Consider the following 15,678-nt stretch of genomic DNA (forward strand, 5'->3'; position numbering starts at 1 on the left):
TTGGAGTGGATAGCAGAGAGGACGTTGCCGTGGAGTTATCAGAAGGCACCGTACATTAAGAAGTTAGGTTGGAAGGGGATAGTGGATGGAGAGGGGACGAGTTTATACAGTGTGGGACCGCTTGCGAGGTTTAACGTGGGGAATGGATTTGACACACCTGGTGCGCAGGAGGCGTATGAGGAGATGGTAGAGTTTTTTGGAGGAAAGCCTGTGCATAACATACTGGGTTATCACTGGGCGAGGGCGATAGAGTTGTTGCATTGTGCGGAGAAGGTGAAGGAGCTTGCGTCAGACGAGAGTATCACAGCTCCTGACGTGAGGCAGGAGTTAGGTGAGGCAGTAGGAGAGGGAGTAGGGATTGTTGAGGCAGCGAGAGGAACGCTTATCCATCATTACAAGACAGATAGTAAGGGTATAGTAACTGACGCAAACATCATAGTTGCGACCACCCACAACAAAGGGCCTATGAACATAGCGATCAAGAGGGCGGCAGAGAATTTTATCAAGGAAGGAAAGGTAGATGAGGGAATTTTGAACCTGGTAGAGATAGCTTACAGACCCTATGACCTTTGTTTTGCCTGTTCTACTCACACCTTACCTGGGAAGTTGCCTGTGCAGATAGACATCTACACCAAGGACGGAGAGCTGGTAAAAAGTTTGAGAAACTTTAAATAAGTTGTGTTTCCGTAGGAAGAATTTTTAAAGGGGGCTTTATAGCCCCCTTTTTTATTTTGATAAGTAGTTTATAATTAAACTATGCAGAAAAAGGCCATAGTTATAGGAATAGGCAACCCTAACTTTAAAGACGATGGGGTTGGGTATAAGATAGTAGAACAGCTGGAAGGTTTGGTAGATACTGTTTGTTTGCTTAACACAGACCTAAAGGTAATAGATGCGATGTTAGGGTATGACGTTGCTATCATAGTTGATGGAGTAAAGATAGGAGTTGAACCTGGGACGATAGTTGAGATTGACCCGTTTAAAACCTTTGATAAGGTTTATGCCAGCGGTACTCATAGTCTTACAGTTTTTGAGGTAATAAGGATTGGTTATCAAGTTTTTCAAGAAGAAATGCCTAAGGAGATAAAGATCATCGGGGTAGAGGTAGAAGACATAGATACTTTGGATAGAGATTGTAGCCCTAAGGTTAAGGCAGCCATTCCTAAGGTAGTAGAGATTATCAAAGAATATTTAGGGCTAATTTAGTCAACAGAAACGCAAGGGTTACTGAAGTCGTAAGTGTAAATACCCAGTTGATACCTATTTTTTTGATCAGGTCTAATTTGATGGTTTTAAATCCTTTGGTGAGGCCAACACCAGTTATCCCACCTATGATGCAATAGGTGGTTGAGATAGGCATCCCTAATAAAGTAAAAGAAAAAATACATAATCCTGCCCCAAACTGAGCTACAAAACCTGAAAGAGGGTCTAAAGAGGTAATGCCTTTTCCTACGGTTTCTATTACCCTGTGGCTGAGTAAAACAGCTCCCAGAAAGATAAGGGTTGAGGCGATAAAATAGAGTAATACTTTATTTAAGCTTAATCCTGTATACATCACCGGACCAAGGACTGTTGCCAATTCATTAGCTCCGGTATTATAAGAGATGAGGGAAGAACTTATTAATAAGAAAATCTTTAAAAGGTTTTCTATCCTAAAAAAAGGCAACCTGGAAGTAATCCTGATCACCAGTTTGTATAGAAAAAAGCTTACTAAACAGGCTATTATAGGTGAGATAAGCCAGGAAACCACTATCTTTATTAGAGAAAAAACGTTAACACTGAGGTTTAGAGCCAAACCACTACCGATAAGGCTTCCTATGATAACCTGATGGGTAGATAGAGGAAGTTTTCTCCAGTTGGAAAAAAGTATTAACAATGCCGATAACAGCAGTGAGAGGGTTAAACTAAGAGGAGTGGTTTCTACAAGGGATTTACCTACGGTTTTCATCACTTTATCTCCGTTAAATAAAACCCCAAGAAAAACCAGCACCCCAAAAAGAAGTACAGCCCTTTTAAATCGGATTATCCCTGCTCCGATCGAGATACCAAGAGCGTTTGAAGCGTCGTTTGAACCTATACCAAAGGCAATCAAAAGGCTGGCTATGATGGCAATTTCTATCATAGATAAGGGAGGACTACCTTAAACTAAGGTCTAACAAATAAAGATAATCGCTTGCATCCTCTATGACGTCGCTAACAGACACAAGAGCATCAACAAAGTCAGACATAATCTTTCCTTCCCAGTAGTTAGTAATCTTACATAAGTTGCAATTTCTTATCTTTTCTATAAGTTCCAACTTGATTTCATCTACCTTTTTTTCTAAAATTCTTATGGCAAGATTTCTTTCTCTGATGTTGTCTTTAGTCCAGAGTGCCTCAAAGGATTTTATCAGGATCTGACACATCTCAACGTTGATGTGGGCTATCCTTAAACACTCTTCTTCTATGTTTTTATAGGTGAGTCCATAGAGGTCAGAATTTAAGATGTAGCGATACTCAAAGGCACAAACTTTCATATGGTCAAAGGCTTTTTCGATGATTTCGATAAAGTTGCAAAGGTTAGGTCTTATGTAAGGTAAAAAAGCCCCCTCATAGATGATACCTATGATCTCTCTTTTAAGAGAGTCTGCCTCTCGTTCAAGATTTTCTATACAATAGGTTTGTTCAAAACTCTCTTGAAGCAAGGTCTCTTTTAGACATTCTGTAGCAGCACAAAGGGTTTTAAGGTATTCTTGAATTTTGGTTATGGCTTTTTTTTCTAACTTTCCTCCACCTAAAAGTTTTTCAAGCATATCTTTAACCCTCTCTTATTTTTTAGCCTGTTCTATTAAAACATTGTACAAAACATCAAAAAAAGACACCACCCCTATGATTTTTTTGTTTTCATCAGTGATAAAAACACGCGCTATGTTATGTGAGTTCATGATCTCTAAGATTTTTTCTAAGGGGGTGTCTTGAGAAACACAGAGAACAGGCTTCGAGGCTATGTCACCTATTTTTATCTTATGAGGGTCCAGATTCTTAGCTAATACCTTAAAAATGATATTTCTTACCGTAACTACCCCATAGGAATCATCATGATTTTTAGGTAAGACTAACAACGACCTGATACGTTTGTCAATCAACCTTTCTATAGCATCATAAACCGTAGCGTCTGCAGATATGGTTTCAAGTTTTTTATTCATGATGTCTTTGGCTACTTTTCCCATCTCTCCCCCCATAGTGTTTTAATTGTTTATAAAATACATTATAAATTTGACAAATAAAAAATCAATAAAATACTGAGAAAACTGTGATTTGATAGAAAGGATTTTAAGAGGAAATTAAACAGGAATTTCTAAAGAATGGGCGGAAGAGGATTTGAACCTCTGACCCCCGGCTTGTAAGGCCGATGCTCTCCCCCTGAGCTATCCGCCCGTAAAAAGAATATAGTCTAAAAATAATATAAAATAGGGTTTTGTCAATAGTTTTTTGGTTAAACTATGTATAAGAAACTATTTTTTTGCTTTTGAATAGACCTATAAATGAGAGGATAAAAACTAAAAGAGGTTAGGTTATATGTTTAGAGAAGAGGTTTTTCATCTATTTTTGGTTGAGGCAAGCACCCCTGAGTTAGCCTTCTCTCAGGTTTTAAAATTTCTTTCAACCTATCAGTTAGTAAGATATGATGAAATTAAGGTCCTGGAAAAAGAAACCTTAGGTTTAAGAGACCCTAGTTTTTGGGAAACCTTAGAAAAAGGACTTACAAAAAATTTAGAAGTGTTAAAAAGTTTTGTAGATGATTTAAACCAGGAAGGCTATGTTAATATAAAAGACCTTTTGTTTCTTCCTCAAGGTTATCTTAGCAAGATATTTCACCTGATAGCTCATCTTCTGGACGGGTTTTTTGGGATAGATTTTTATTTTTATAACCTGGTTGAAGACTCTCATTTTATAAGTCATCAACTAAGGCAAAAACTTAAAAAAGAGGAAACAGGCTATTTTCTGGTCCCAGTTAAAGCTTATTTTGACGAAAAAATCTATTCTTTTGAAACTATATCACCTAAGAAATTTTTTAAAATTTAGAGATATGAAAGATAGCTTTTTTATCAGATCTTTTTCCAGGAGAGGTATGTCTAAGAACCTCTCCTGGAAGTTTAGTTTTTTAGTCCTTAGGTTCTATTTTGTATTTTCCGTTTTCAAAACTCACGTTAGCGTTGAGATAATAGGCCTTAAACCCTGCTCTTTTTAAAATATTATAAGCCATTTCAGCCCTAATACCTGTTGCACAATGAATAATTATGGTTTTGTCCTTAGGGATTTCGTTTAATCTTTTTTCAAGTTCTCCCAAGGGGATGTTTACCGCATGGGGGAAGCTACCTTCTTGAGTTTCGTTTACTTCTCTTACGTCAAGGATGAAGTAGTTAGCAGGTAGGGTAGGAGATTTAAGTAGTTTTTTAAACTCTTCCACAGAGAAGGTGCCAGGCCTGGGTTTATGAACATAAACTATCTTAGAGGAGGGTTTCCCTACTTCAACCTTACCTCCTGCTTTTTTCCAGGACTCTAATCCGCCAGGAATGTAGGCTATGTTGGTGTATCCCCAGTTTTTAATGATATTGATAGCTAATAAAGCTCTTTCGTCTTTTTCATCATAAACGAAGATGGGAGCGTTTTTCTGTTTAGGAAATTGCTTTTTAGCAGCTTTAAGTTTTTCAAGAGGAAGGTTTACTGCCCCAGGTATGTAGCCTTTTTCTGCCAAGGTCTTAGGCCTCAGGTCTATAAGCACAAAAGATACTCCCTGAGAAATTTCTGAAAGGATATGTTGAGGTTCTACTGCTACTGGGAGGCCTGCTTTTTTCCAGGCAGGTATACCTTCTACAAAGCCTTTAACGTTTGCATATCCAAGAGAAGCGGCCACACTGACCGCCGCAGGGGTTAACGCTCAGCGTGGACCTTCACAATATACCACAGCTAAAGCTTGCTTATCTTTCAAGACTTCAGGTAGTTTCTTCCCAAACTGAGCCAAAGTAAGGTTGATAGCCCCAGGTATATGTCCTTCAGCATACTTGGCAGGAGGTCTAACATCTATGATCAACGCTGACTTTTGTTCTACCAGTTTCTTGACCTCCTCTAAACCTATTCTTTTTTCTTCTGGAAACTTAACCGGAGGTTTTACTGCTATGATAGAGGCATATCTTTTACCGTCTTTTTCTGTATAGACAACCTTTATAGGGGTGCCTTTGTTAAGTTTGTTTAAAGGTTGGTCCCAGTAAAGCACCTTTACCTTGTCGTCAAAAAACACGTCAAGATTTTGACCGGTATCAAGTTGAAGAAGCCCAGCTTTTTGAGAAATGGAAATAAGATTGCCCCAAAGTTCATTAGGGGCTGAAACCTTGTGACACCCAGGTTGAACACATGAAGGAAGAGCCTGTTTGATCCCTGGCTCTCCTGGAGCAGAAGTCATCTCCTTTATCCCTATACTTAAACTAAAAAATAAAGAGGAGACTCCTAAGGCTACCAGATACTTTTTATTTCATAAAATGGGACCTATAAATGTGGTGTCTATAGAACCAAGAGGTCCTATTCTTGCCAGAGGTTTTTTTCTAAACTGCGGTATTGAATGGCCTCTGTGATGTGATGTTTTAAGATAATCTCAGATTGTTCTAAATCAGCTATCGTTCTTGCTACCTTGAGTATTTTGTGAATGGCCCTTGCAGAGAAACTAAATTTTTCTGCGGCTTTTTCCAAAAACTCCTGAGCCTTAGGTTCTAAGATACAGTATTTTTTGATTTCTTTAGATTTAAGCTTAGCGTTGGTTTTAAGTTGAGTTCCATAGCGTCTTTCTTGGATTTTTCTTGCAGCTAATACCCTTTCTTTTATTTCTGCTGAGCTAATCTGAGGTTTGTCTGCAGTTTTTAGTAGGGCCTTGTAGTCTACAGAGGGGACTTGTAGGTGGATGTCTATTCTATCAAGGATTGGGCCTGAGATTTTGTTTCTATACTTTTTAACCTCCTGAAAGGTGCACTGACAGGGTTTGGTAGGGTGTCCGTAATAACCACACTTACAGGGGTTCATCGCACAAACCAGCATAAACTTAGAAGGATAGGTTACGGTAAAGTTGGCTCTGGTTACGGTAACCTGTCCGTCTTCTAAAGGTTGTCTAAGGGCCTCTATTACGTCTTTTCGAAACTCTGGGAACTCGTCAAGAAAAAGCACTCCATTATGGGCTAAACTTATTTCTCCTGGTTTAGGATGGGTACCTCCTCCTATCATCCCAGCCTCAGAGATACCAAAATGGGGATTTCTAAAAGGACGATGGTTGATAAAAGGTCTTTCAGGGGTTAATAGGCCTGCTACCGAGTAGATCTTGGTGGTTTCAAGTGCTTCTTGATAGGTAATAGGGGGAAGTATGGTAGGGAGCCTTTGGGCAAGCATGGTTTTTCCTGCACCAGGTGGCCCTATCATCAACACGTTGTGCCCACCTGCCGCAGCTACCTCAAGGGCTCTTTTAGCCATCTCCTGACCAAATATTTCTGAGAAATCTTCTTCTAACCTTAGTACCTCAAGGTCAACCTCTTTTTTCGGATGTAAAGGCACAGTTCCTTCTCTTAGGTAATCAACCACCTCTCTTAGGTGGGTTACTCCTACCACCTTAAAATCACGCACCAGAGAAGCTTCTAAATAGTTATCCAGAGGCAACACAATCTCGCAAAACCCCAACTCTTTAGCCTTTAACACAGAGGGTAATATCCCTTTTGTAGCCTTAACCGTTCCGTCAAGGGAAAGCTCTCCTAAAAAGGCTTTGTTAGCTAAAGCCTCCTTAGGGATTATCTCCATACCAGCCAATATCCCCAAGGCCATCGCCAGATCAAATCCACTTCCTTCTTTTTTAAGGTCTGCAGGAGCTAAGTTTATGGTAACCTTTTTTTGAGGAAAACTAAACCCTGAGTTTTTTAAAGCAGACCTGATGCGTTCTCTACTTTCTTTGATAGAGCTGTCTGGAAGCCCTACGATGGTAATCCCTGGAAGGCCTCGCGAAAAATCTACCTCGATGTCTACAGGAAAGGCTTCGATACCTAAAACCGTAAAACTTAAAACCCTGACAAACATCTTAGCCTATCAAAACAAAAAAGAGGACCATAAGGTTTGGCCCTATGGTCCTCTTTTTTATCCTAAACTTATATAGCTGTTAGGCACCCAAACCAAGGATCTGGATGAGTTTGGGTAAAACAGGGTTGGCATAAAGAAGAATAAGAGCGATAACAAGAGCATAAATGGTAAGAGATTCGATAAGAGCGATACCAAGAATCATGGTAACGGTAAGTCTACCGGCAAGCTCAGGGTTTCTGGCGATACCTTCACAAGCACCGCGGGTGGCATGACCCATACCGATACCGCATCCAAGAGCAGCCAAACCAACGCCCACACCAGAGGCTAAAACGATGGCTGCAAAGAAACCAAAACCAGTAACCATCTTAGCAGCGCCAACTTCTTCTGCTAAAGCAGGGTTAGCAGAAAGTAAAGCCACCAAACCTAAAAGCCCTAAAACCATCCACTTTCTCATAAAACCTCCCTCCTTTTAAAAATTTTAATTTTTAAATAAAACACTTGCCAGAAGGCTCAAAAACCCCCTGACAAAGCTTCTTTTTAATGGTGTTCCTCAACAGCACCGGCAAAGTAGGCCAAGCTTAAAAGAACAAAAATCAAAGTCTGAATAAGACTTACCAGCACACCTAATATCATGATCGGAAGAGGAGCAAAAAACTTACCTGCAAGCATCGTAAGAATCCCAAGCAAAAGCTCTTTAGATACTAAGTTTCCAAAAAGTCGGACAGAAAGAGAAATAATCCTTCCCACATGGCTAAAAATTTCAGCAGGAAGCATAAGAGGAGCCAACCAAGGAATAGGACCTAAGAAGGTCTTAAAATAGGCAAGCCCTTTAAACCTTATTCCTAAGAAATGGTAATAAACGATGGTAATTAAGGTTAAACCAAGGGTTACGTTAAGATTAGCGGTGGGAGACATAAACCCAGGTATAAGCCCTAAAAAGTTGCAGAAGAGAATGTAAAGGGCATAAAAAACGATCAAAGGAAAAACCAAAGGCACCAGGTTAGGGCCATGCCCATCACCGTGAGGTACGTTTTCCTTGGTAAAGTTGTAGAGGGTTTCGATCACAAACTCCCAGAAATTCTGAACCCCTTTTGGTATAAACTCCATCTTTCTTGTGCCTATATAGGCTAACACGATAAGCAAAATACACACAAAAAAGCTGTGGACCATGTGAGGAGCAAGCAACTTGGCCAAAGGCCCATAATGGGCTGCCTCTTCATAGTAATGAAACCCAGAAGGAAGACCAAGCTTTTCTAAAATAAGACACAAAAACAGTATAGGATGTTCCATAACCTGACCCCCTAAGTTAATATTTCTTTTTTTTCTTTTTTCATAAACCAGAGGAACTTGATAAAACTATAAACCGTAAGGCTAAGATAAACCAAACCAAACGCAGAAATCAAAAAAACAGGATGAGCCCCAAGATGGGCTATCAAAAAATAAACCACTATGGCAGTTGCCAAAAGTTTAAGATAGATCTTTGCTATGTAGACGTGGCGCTCTTTGTTATAGAGATTTTTCTGGTCTGAAGAAAAGATTTCCTGAATTTTTTTTACAAAGGCAATTCCTTCTTTTTTGGTGGTCCTAAAGTTTAGAAAACCTAAAATCCCACCTGCCAAGAAGGAAAAAGTTTCCACCAGACCACCCCATACTAAATGGATGGAAATCGTCGCAACAACCACCAGCCCAAGGATTAACCTCTCTGCCTCACCAAAAAACCTTTCAGGACTTACTTCCTTTATCATTTTTACCTATATCCTTTGTCCTCTTCTTGGTATACCAGATAAGGTTCTTAATCCCCCCTATCGCCCCAAAAATGATAAAAATAGTCGTAATCCACGGAGAAGTCCTTCCATGTAAAAGCTTCTCCTCTATCAGCCAGCCTACCACCGCTCCTGCTATCACCGAAGAAACTACAGCAATCCCGATGGTAAAACTTTCGGCTAAAACCTCTAACAAAAATTTAAAAGCACTATCCTTCTTCTCTTTCAACTTACATACATTTAAAACATAATTTCTAAAAAATCAACCAGCAAAAAACTACAAAATCAGGCGTATTGTCAAAAATACAATTAATTTTATGTTTTTAATTTTATTTTTTATAAAATTTTTTAAGTTTACTGGGCTGTTCTTTTACTCGCAGAAAATTCCTTTACCTGTTCGGCAAAAGCCTCTATCCTCATCCTGGTGCCAAGGGACTTCTGTCCGTCGCAAGGAACGGTAAGCACAGGCAACCTTTTCCCTTCTCCTTCTTTAATCCTTTTTAACAGGGCAGAAACCACATTCCCTGGCATACAGGCAAAAGGAATAACGTTTACTATTCCCGAAACCCCGTTATGGGAATACTCTACCGCCTTTCCTACAGAAAGCAACACCTCTCCTCCTTCATACCTTATGTCCACATACCTTTGGGTAAGTTTCATCAGCTCCTCAACCGACAACTCTTCAGCCGTATCAAGGATGTCCTTAAAAACAGACACAAACTTTTCTTCTTCCCACCTCAGATATCTGCTTTCAAGCACGTACCTGAAGTAGGTCTTAAAAAGTCCAAGCCTTTTAGCCCAGTTTTTGGAGGTGTAGTTGATAAAATGGATCCACTCGGTGATAGGAGGAAGCCAGACCTCCAAACCTAAGTCCTCTAAAAACCTGTATAGGTCTTCGTTAGCAAACCGGTTGCTTCTAACATAGATCTCTCCTACCACCCCTACCTTGGGCTTTTTCTGGGTATCAACTTCTAAACCGGCAAACCGGTTTTTAAGGTCTAAGAGCACAGAAACCAGGTCTTCTCCTTTTTCTATAGCTTTTTCTATCTGATTAAGACCCTCTTGATATAGCCTTTCTACCTCTTGTTTGTCTTTCGCATATGGTCTTATTTCTCTAAGAAGTTTATTTAGCACGTCTACCGCTACTATCCCTTTCCAGGCAACCTTCATAAAGGTTTTGCCTAAAAGGTCTAAGTCCTGGTAAAAACTCATGTCCTGTTGCAAAGAATAGACAGGAAGTTTAACGTCTAAATCTCGTAAGATCTTCTGGTGAAGTTTGTTATACTGACCAAACCTGCAAGGCCCACCGCTGTTTGGCATAAAAAATACGCTTTTTTCAGGGTCAAACCCTGGTTGATTTATCAGCTTGATGAGGTCCCCTGTGGTAAGGATGGTAGGATAGCACTCCTTGCCTGAGGTATACCTTCTCCCAAGCTCAAGGCTTTGTTCGTCTGGTTCTGGAAGCACCTTGGCCTCAACCCCGCAGGCTCTGAAAGCCGCTGCCAGGGCTACCGCATGGTCGCACATGTAAGGAATGTAGATGGTCCTTTTTTCTTTGGGGGTTGCCTTAAGGAAAGTAAAACTTCTCTTTAGCTCGTAAGGTTTCACCTTATCCCTGATACTGTCTACAAAGGCCTCTAATCTTGTTACCACCCCAGCCTCAGCGCTGTGTTCATCTACCTCTATCTCTATGAAAGGTTTACCTCCCATCAGTTCCTCAAAAAAGTGCTGGATAAAAGAGTCTGGCCCACAAGAGAAGTTGGTAAAAAACACGGGAAAAAGGTTAGGGGTTTCCCTTATAAGATGGGCTGCCAGCAAAAACCTTTGCCCATATTCCCAGTACATCTCCGAAAGAGGTTCAAAGACCTTTGGATTGTCTAACTCTTCTAAAGGTAGCATGTCTACAGGCAGGCCGACTATACCTAATTTTTTAATTTTATAGTGTATGCCTAAGTTAGCACCTGGGTCAAAGGCATTGTAAGGCCTTCCTACGATGACAAGCACCACGTCCTCTTTAAACTGAGACAAAATCTCTTTTCCTCTCTGTTTTAGCCAGTGATGAAACTCTCTCTGGGCTTCCTCTCCTATCTTCCAGGCCCTTTTAGCCTCTTTTTCTGAGACCCCAAGCATCCTTGCCAGGTCTTTAACTTCCTGGTTTATCAAAAAAGCAGGACGCCCTAAGTGCAACACCGGATTTATTACCTTTACCCCAAGGTCTTCGAACCTGAAGGTTGCAGGACTTATCCAAGGAACGCTCTGTACATAGGGACATACCTTGCCTACCTCAAAAGCCGGATGCTCAGGAGGAAGGTCGGTTATCTGCGGAAGAAAAAGGGTTTTAACCCCTTTGTCTAAAAGCTCTTTGATATGCCCTATGGCTATCTTTATAGGAAAACAGGGCTCACCTGGGGTTATCTCACAGCCTACTTTGATGATTTTTTTAGAGGTCTGAGACGAAAGCACCACCTGATAACCTAACTCCTGAAAAAAGGTGGCAAAAAGAGGCAACCACTCATAAAACTGAAGGATAAGAGGAATACCGATGGTTTTGTCCTGGCTTTTTTCTTTTTCCACAGGTTTTACATAGGAGATAAGCTTTTCAAATCGCTCTAAGGTAAGGTTGGGGATGTTTTCCTGAGGTTTTCTCTGGTCAACCTCATACTTTTCGCACCTTCCTCCGTAGTAATAAGGGAGAGACCCATCTATCGTTACCCTGTGGATCTCACACTGGTTAGGACATTCTTTGCACTCAAAGGCCTGGATCTGATAGTTAACCTTGGTTAAGTCAAACCCTTTAAACCGGGTTTGTCCCCGGGTTTCTTCCTTAGCAAGAAGGGCTACTCCAATAGCTCCTGTGACCTCATGGTGAGGAGGCACTATCACCGGTTTGCCAAGCACTTTTTCAAAGGCAGCCACCACCCCCTGGTTAAAAGCCACCGCCCCCTGGAAAAACACCTTTTTCCCTATTCTTCTGTCCTCTACCACCTTATTCAGGTAGTTATGCACTATGGCATAACAAAGCCCTGCAATCAGGTCTTCCTTAGGGAGGCCTTGCTGCTGGTAGTGTAAAAGGTCTGACTGCATAAAAACAGTGCATCTTTCTCCCAGCTTAAGCGGGGCTGAGCTCTTTAAGGCGATTTCTCCAAACTTTTCTATCGGGACCCCAAGCTTTACCGCCTGTTCCTGAAGAAAAGACCCTGTGCCTGCTGCACAGGCTTTGTTCATCGTAAAGTCTGAGATGGTTCCATTTTCTAAGTATATATATTTAGAGTCTTGCCCTCCTATCTCAAAGATGGTGTCAACTTCTGGGTCTATGAAAAGGGCTCCGTAAGCCTGTGCGGTGATCTCATTTCTTACGACATCAGCCCCGATAAAGTCTCCTATCAGGTATCTTCCAGAACCTGTGGTCCCAACACCTTTTACCACCACGTTTTCCGGAAGCTGTTTTTTTAACTCTAAAAGGCCTTTTTTGATGCTTTCAAGAGGTTTTCCCTGATGAAGAAGATAAACCTTGGCTATAAGTTTTCCTTCCTGGTTTATGGCAACAAGCTTGGTGCTTACCGACCCCACATCCACTCCAAGCCATACCTCCTGGGGTTTTCCCGGTGAGGCGGTAGTTTCTATCAAAAACCTCTGTTTAAGCCTTTCTGAGATCTCAAGCGACTTAAAAGGTGTTAACACCTCATACCTTGGCGGAGAATAGGTTCTTTCTTTAAGATAGGCCTTTAAGAGGTCAGACCCTCGATATTCTGACGTAGCTTTACCTTCAAGCCCATAGAGGGCAGCCCCTATCGCCCCCATGATCCTGAAATGCTCGGGGATGATAAGCTCGTTATCTTTTAGCCTTAAGATTTCTTTTATCGCCCTTCTTACCCCTAAGTTTGCCGCAACCCCTCCTTGAAAAACCAAAGGAGGAAGGATCTCCCTTCCCTTGGCCAAGTTGCTTCTCAGGTTTCTGATGATGGCAAAACAAAGCCCTGCGATGATTTCCTGGTCAGGCACCGCTGCCTGCTGAAGGTGTATCATGTCAGACTTGGCAAAAACGGTGCATCTTCCTGCTATTCTTGGCACGTTTTGAGCCTCTACAGCAAGCCTTGAAAACTCCTCTATCGTATACCCAAGCCTTGCAGCCTGTTGCTCTAAAAAAGACCCTGTACCTGCGGCACACAGGGTGTTTAACGCAAAATCTTCTATCTCAGGCACACCCCTTTCATGGGTGATGAAAATAAGCTTTGAGTCTTCCCCTCCGATGTCTATGATCGTCTTTACCTCAGGATGAAAAAAGGTAGCTGCCTTGGCATGGGCCATCACCTCGTTTACAAAGGCACACCCAAGTATCTGAGAGATGGTTTTACCAGCCGTTCCGGTGCAGGTAATCCCAGAGAGACTCTCTTTCCCAAACTCCTTTTCCACCTCGGTTAAAAGCCTTTCTGCCGTTTCTATAGGCTGACCGTGGGTTTTTTCGTACCTCCAGAAAAGAAGGTTTTTATTCTCATCAAGGACTGCTACCTTGGCTGTTCCTGACCCTACGTCAAGCCCTACATATCGTGTCATCAAACACCCCCTTTAAGGGTTTTAAACCTTTTGATTTAAAAATTCTCCCAGTTTAAATTTTAAGTAAAATTTTTTAAGAGTAAAGTTTTAAAAAGTTTGGTCTTTGGGTGGCAAGTTTTTTGATTGTTTATAAGCCTTAGCGTGGTAAAATAAAGATTTTAATAATAAAGATTTAGGCCTTTCGGGGTGAAACCAGAGGGAATTGGGGTTTAAGGTGGAGGCTACAGTTAGGATAGAAAAGGTGGTTTTTGGGGGAGAGGGCTTAGGCAGGCTCTCTGACGGTAAGGTGCTTTTTGTGCCTTATTCCTTGCCTGGGGAACTGGTTAAGGTTCGGGTGGTTAAGGACTTAGGCGATTATGCCGAGGCTGAGATAGTGGATATCTTGGAGCCTTCCCCTGACAGAAGGTCTCCTCTTTGCCCATACTATGGGGTTTGCGGGGGTTGTCAGTTTCAGCATGCAACCTATCAAGCCCAGTTAAGCCTTAAACAGGCCATCCTTTTTGAAACCTTTTCCCGAGCCGGATGGAAGGAGGACATACCTTTAGAAGGAGTGATACCCTCTCCTAAGGAGTTTTTTTACCGCAACAGGCTTAGGCTTCATGTTGAGGCAGATGCCTTTAAGATGGGTTTTGTAAAAAGAAAGTCCCACGAGGTCCTTAAGATAGAAAGGTGCTTTCTTGCAGAAGAGGTGTTAAACAAGGTGCTTTTTGATCTGTATCAAAGTCCTGTCTGGATAAGGCTTTCTGCCTATAGCAAAAGGGTAAAGATAGAGTCTTCTCCTTTAGAAGGCAAGGCTACCCTGATTTTCTGGACGGCTTTAAAGCCAGGTAAAGAGGACCTAAAAGAGCTTGCCTCACTTTCTAGTCTTAAGGCCTGTTTTTACTGGAGGAAAGGGCGTCATCCAGAAGGCCCTTTCCCAGAAGGGGCCTCTTTTGGTGGAAGAAGGCTTTTTAAAGGGTTAGACCACCTGGTTTACTACGTTCAGCCAGGGGTTTTTGTGCAAACCAACTGGGAGATAAACTTAGCCATCATGGACACCATCAGGTCCTGGCGCCTTGATTACGAAACTGTCCTTGACCTACATTGCGGGATGGGAAACTTTATCTTAGCCCTGATATCTTCTGAGACCACCAAAGCCCTCGGGGTAGACACAGACCTGAGGGCCATAGAAGACGGGCTTTACACCGCCGAGAAAAACGGGATAGACGGAAGGCTTGACCTTCGTCAGATGAGCTCAACTGAAGCCCTATATCAGGCGATAAAACAGGGAGAAAGGTTTGACCTCGTTTTAGTTGACCCTCCTCGCGGAGGCTGTAAAGAGATCTTGAGGTTTTTACCTGAGGTAAATAAAAGGTATTTGGTTTATGTTTCTTGCGATGCTCCTACCTTGGTAAGGGACCTTAAGATCTTAAGAGACCTGGGATATCTTCTTAAGAAGGTTTATCTTTTTGACATGTTTCCTCAGACCTATCATTTTGAGGTGCTTTGTCTTCTTGAGAGGAAAGGGTAATCTCTTTTCCCAGCGCCCAGAGGAGTTGTCTGCAAAATCCCTGGATGATTTTTACCTCCTTTGAGGTAAGTTCAAGCCTTGAGAGGAACCTTCGGATGTTTGTGTGCCAGAGCACCTTGTTTTCATGAGGGATGTAGTCTATGGCTTCTAAGGTAGCCTCGATTATTTTATACATGATGGTAAGTTCTTGCTGGGTTGCAAGCTGAGGTTTTGGGAAGATAGGATTGCTTGCATGCTGAAAGATTTCGTAAAGGATGACTACCACAGCCTGGGCTACGTTTAAAGAGGCCTGCTCTGTGGTAGGGATGGTAACCACCTTATCACACAGCCCAAGGTGTTCGTTTGAAAGCCCAAACCTTTCGTTGCCAAAAAGAATGGCGACCCTGTTTTTAACCGAAAGCTCACAGAGATAAGGGGCTATTTCCTTAGGGGTGTGATAGACCATCCTTCTTCTGCCAAGCCTTGCGGTGGTCCCAACCACGTACTGAAAGTCCCTTAACGCTTCTTCAAGGTCCTGAAAGACCTTCATGTTTTCTACTATTGGGAGGCCACCTTTGGTAGCCATGGCTCTTATTTTTTCCTGGTCAAGACTTTCTGGGTTTACCACGATTAGGTTAGGCACCCCGAAGTTGGCACAGGCTCTCGCCGTAGCCCCGATGTTTTCAGGATACATCGGGTTTACCAGCACCACCGCCAAGTTTTCAAGGTTAGCCTTTTCAGGCTTGGCTACAGGACGTACTTGCATCAGGACCTGAGGAAGAA

Annotated in this window: 16 protein-coding genes and 1 tRNA gene; 4 read left to right on the plus strand and 13 right to left on the minus strand. The window is 41.9% G+C overall.

Annotated elements, in window-relative coordinates:
• Both H529_RS0105755 and H529_RS0105760 read left to right on the plus strand, forming a co-directional pair.
• Positions 1-675: nickel-dependent hydrogenase large subunit (locus tag H529_RS0105755; protein WP_028843085.1), on the plus strand; the 675-nt coding region annotated here is incomplete at its 5' end.
• A gap of 81 nt (positions 676-756) precedes the next feature.
• Complete coding sequence (locus tag H529_RS0105760) at positions 757-1,206, plus strand: hydrogenase maturation protease (protein WP_022855581.1); 450 nt, start codon at positions 757-759, stop codon at positions 1,204-1,206.
• Here the strand turns inward: H529_RS0105760 and H529_RS0105765 are convergent.
• From H529_RS0105765 to H529_RS0105780, 4 genes are all read right to left on the minus strand, one after another.
• On the minus strand, positions 1,181-2,122 hold the full coding sequence (locus H529_RS0105765) for an inorganic phosphate transporter (protein ID WP_022855582.1): 942 nt from the start codon (positions 2,120-2,122) through the stop codon (positions 1,181-1,183). The two genes, H529_RS0105760 and H529_RS0105765, sit on opposite strands and share 26 nt — an antisense overlap.
• A gap of 13 nt (positions 2,123-2,135) precedes the next feature.
• Positions 2,136-2,792: a DUF47 family protein gene (locus tag H529_RS0105770; protein WP_022855583.1), complete on the minus strand. Its 657-nt coding sequence runs from the start codon at positions 2,790-2,792 to the stop codon at positions 2,136-2,138.
• Positions 2,793-2,807: 15 nt separating this feature from the next.
• A complete protein-coding gene (locus H529_RS0105775) occupies positions 2,808-3,209 on the minus strand; it encodes a CBS domain-containing protein (RefSeq protein WP_022855584.1) in 402 nt (133 codons plus the stop codon).
• Positions 3,210-3,345: 136 nt separating this feature from the next.
• Positions 3,346-3,417: transfer RNA gene (locus tag H529_RS0105780), tRNA-Val, on the minus strand.
• Positions 3,418-3,558: 141 nt separating this feature from the next.
• On the opposite strand from H529_RS0105780, the gene H529_RS10335 reads away from it, so the two are divergent.
• A complete protein-coding gene (locus H529_RS10335) occupies positions 3,559-4,065 on the plus strand; it encodes a hypothetical protein (RefSeq protein WP_022855585.1) in 507 nt (168 codons plus the stop codon).
• A 79-nt stretch (positions 4,066-4,144) separates the two neighbouring features.
• On the opposite strand, the gene H529_RS0105790 is transcribed toward H529_RS10335, so the two are convergent.
• The 8 genes from H529_RS0105790 to H529_RS0105830 all read right to left on the minus strand — a co-directional run bounded on the left by H529_RS0105790 (position 4,145) and on the right by H529_RS0105830 (position 13,406).
• On the minus strand, positions 4,145-4,897 hold the full coding sequence (locus tag H529_RS0105790; RefSeq protein ID WP_028843086.1) for a rhodanese-like domain-containing protein: 753 nt from the start codon (positions 4,895-4,897) through the stop codon (positions 4,145-4,147).
• 24 nt (positions 4,898-4,921) lie between these two features.
• The gene (locus tag H529_RS11250) at positions 4,922-5,443 is read right to left on the minus strand and encodes a rhodanese-like domain-containing protein (RefSeq protein ID WP_051132413.1); all 522 of its coding nucleotides are present in this window, start codon (positions 5,441-5,443) and stop codon (positions 4,922-4,924) included.
• A gap of 116 nt (positions 5,444-5,559) precedes the next feature.
• The gene (locus tag H529_RS0105800) at positions 5,560-7,089 is read right to left on the minus strand and encodes a YifB family Mg chelatase-like AAA ATPase (RefSeq protein ID WP_022855586.1); all 1,530 of its coding nucleotides are present in this window, start codon (positions 7,087-7,089) and stop codon (positions 5,560-5,562) included.
• A 79-nt stretch (positions 7,090-7,168) separates the two neighbouring features.
• Entirely contained in the window at positions 7,169-7,543 is a 375-nt protein-coding gene (atpE, locus tag H529_RS0105810; protein WP_022855588.1) for an ATP synthase F0 subunit C, read from the minus strand.
• An 83-nt stretch (positions 7,544-7,626) separates the two neighbouring features.
• Complete coding sequence (gene atpB / locus H529_RS0105815) at positions 7,627-8,379, minus strand: F0F1 ATP synthase subunit A (protein ID WP_022855589.1); 753 nt, start codon at positions 8,377-8,379, stop codon at positions 7,627-7,629.
• An 11-nt stretch (positions 8,380-8,390) separates the two neighbouring features.
• On the minus strand, positions 8,391-8,834 hold the full coding sequence (locus tag H529_RS0105820; RefSeq protein ID WP_022855590.1) for a hypothetical protein: 444 nt from the start codon (positions 8,832-8,834) through the stop codon (positions 8,391-8,393).
• Positions 8,812-9,081: an AtpZ/AtpI family protein gene (locus H529_RS0105825; protein ID WP_000660063.1), complete on the minus strand. Its 270-nt coding sequence runs from the start codon at positions 9,079-9,081 to the stop codon at positions 8,812-8,814. Before H529_RS0105825 ends, H529_RS0105820 begins: the two co-directional genes overlap by 23 nt.
• A 125-nt stretch (positions 9,082-9,206) precedes the next feature.
• Positions 9,207-13,406 carry an acyl-CoA dehydratase activase gene (locus H529_RS0105830; protein WP_022855592.1) on the minus strand — a complete coding sequence of 1,400 codons (4,200 nt, stop codon included), beginning with the start codon at positions 13,404-13,406 and terminating at the stop codon, positions 9,207-9,209.
• Between the two features lie 214 nt (positions 13,407-13,620).
• Here H529_RS0105830 and H529_RS11255 point away from each other — a divergent pair, with 214 nt between their 5' ends.
• Positions 13,621-14,916, plus strand: coding sequence for a class I SAM-dependent RNA methyltransferase (locus H529_RS11255; RefSeq protein ID WP_162138238.1), 1,296 nt, complete (start codon positions 13,621-13,623; stop codon positions 14,914-14,916).
• On the opposite strand, the gene H529_RS0105840 is transcribed toward H529_RS11255, so the two are convergent.
• Complete coding sequence (locus tag H529_RS0105840; RefSeq protein ID WP_028843087.1) at positions 14,837-15,661, minus strand: RNA methyltransferase; 825 nt, start codon at positions 15,659-15,661, stop codon at positions 14,837-14,839. The genes H529_RS11255 and H529_RS0105840 overlap by 80 nt on opposite strands.
• Positions 15,662-15,678: the final 17 nt, after the last annotated feature.

This window comes from Thermodesulfobacterium thermophilum DSM 1276, from assembly GCF_000421605.1.
GTDB lineage: Bacteria > Desulfobacterota > Thermodesulfobacteria > Thermodesulfobacteriales > Thermodesulfobacteriaceae > Thermodesulfobacterium > Thermodesulfobacterium thermophilum.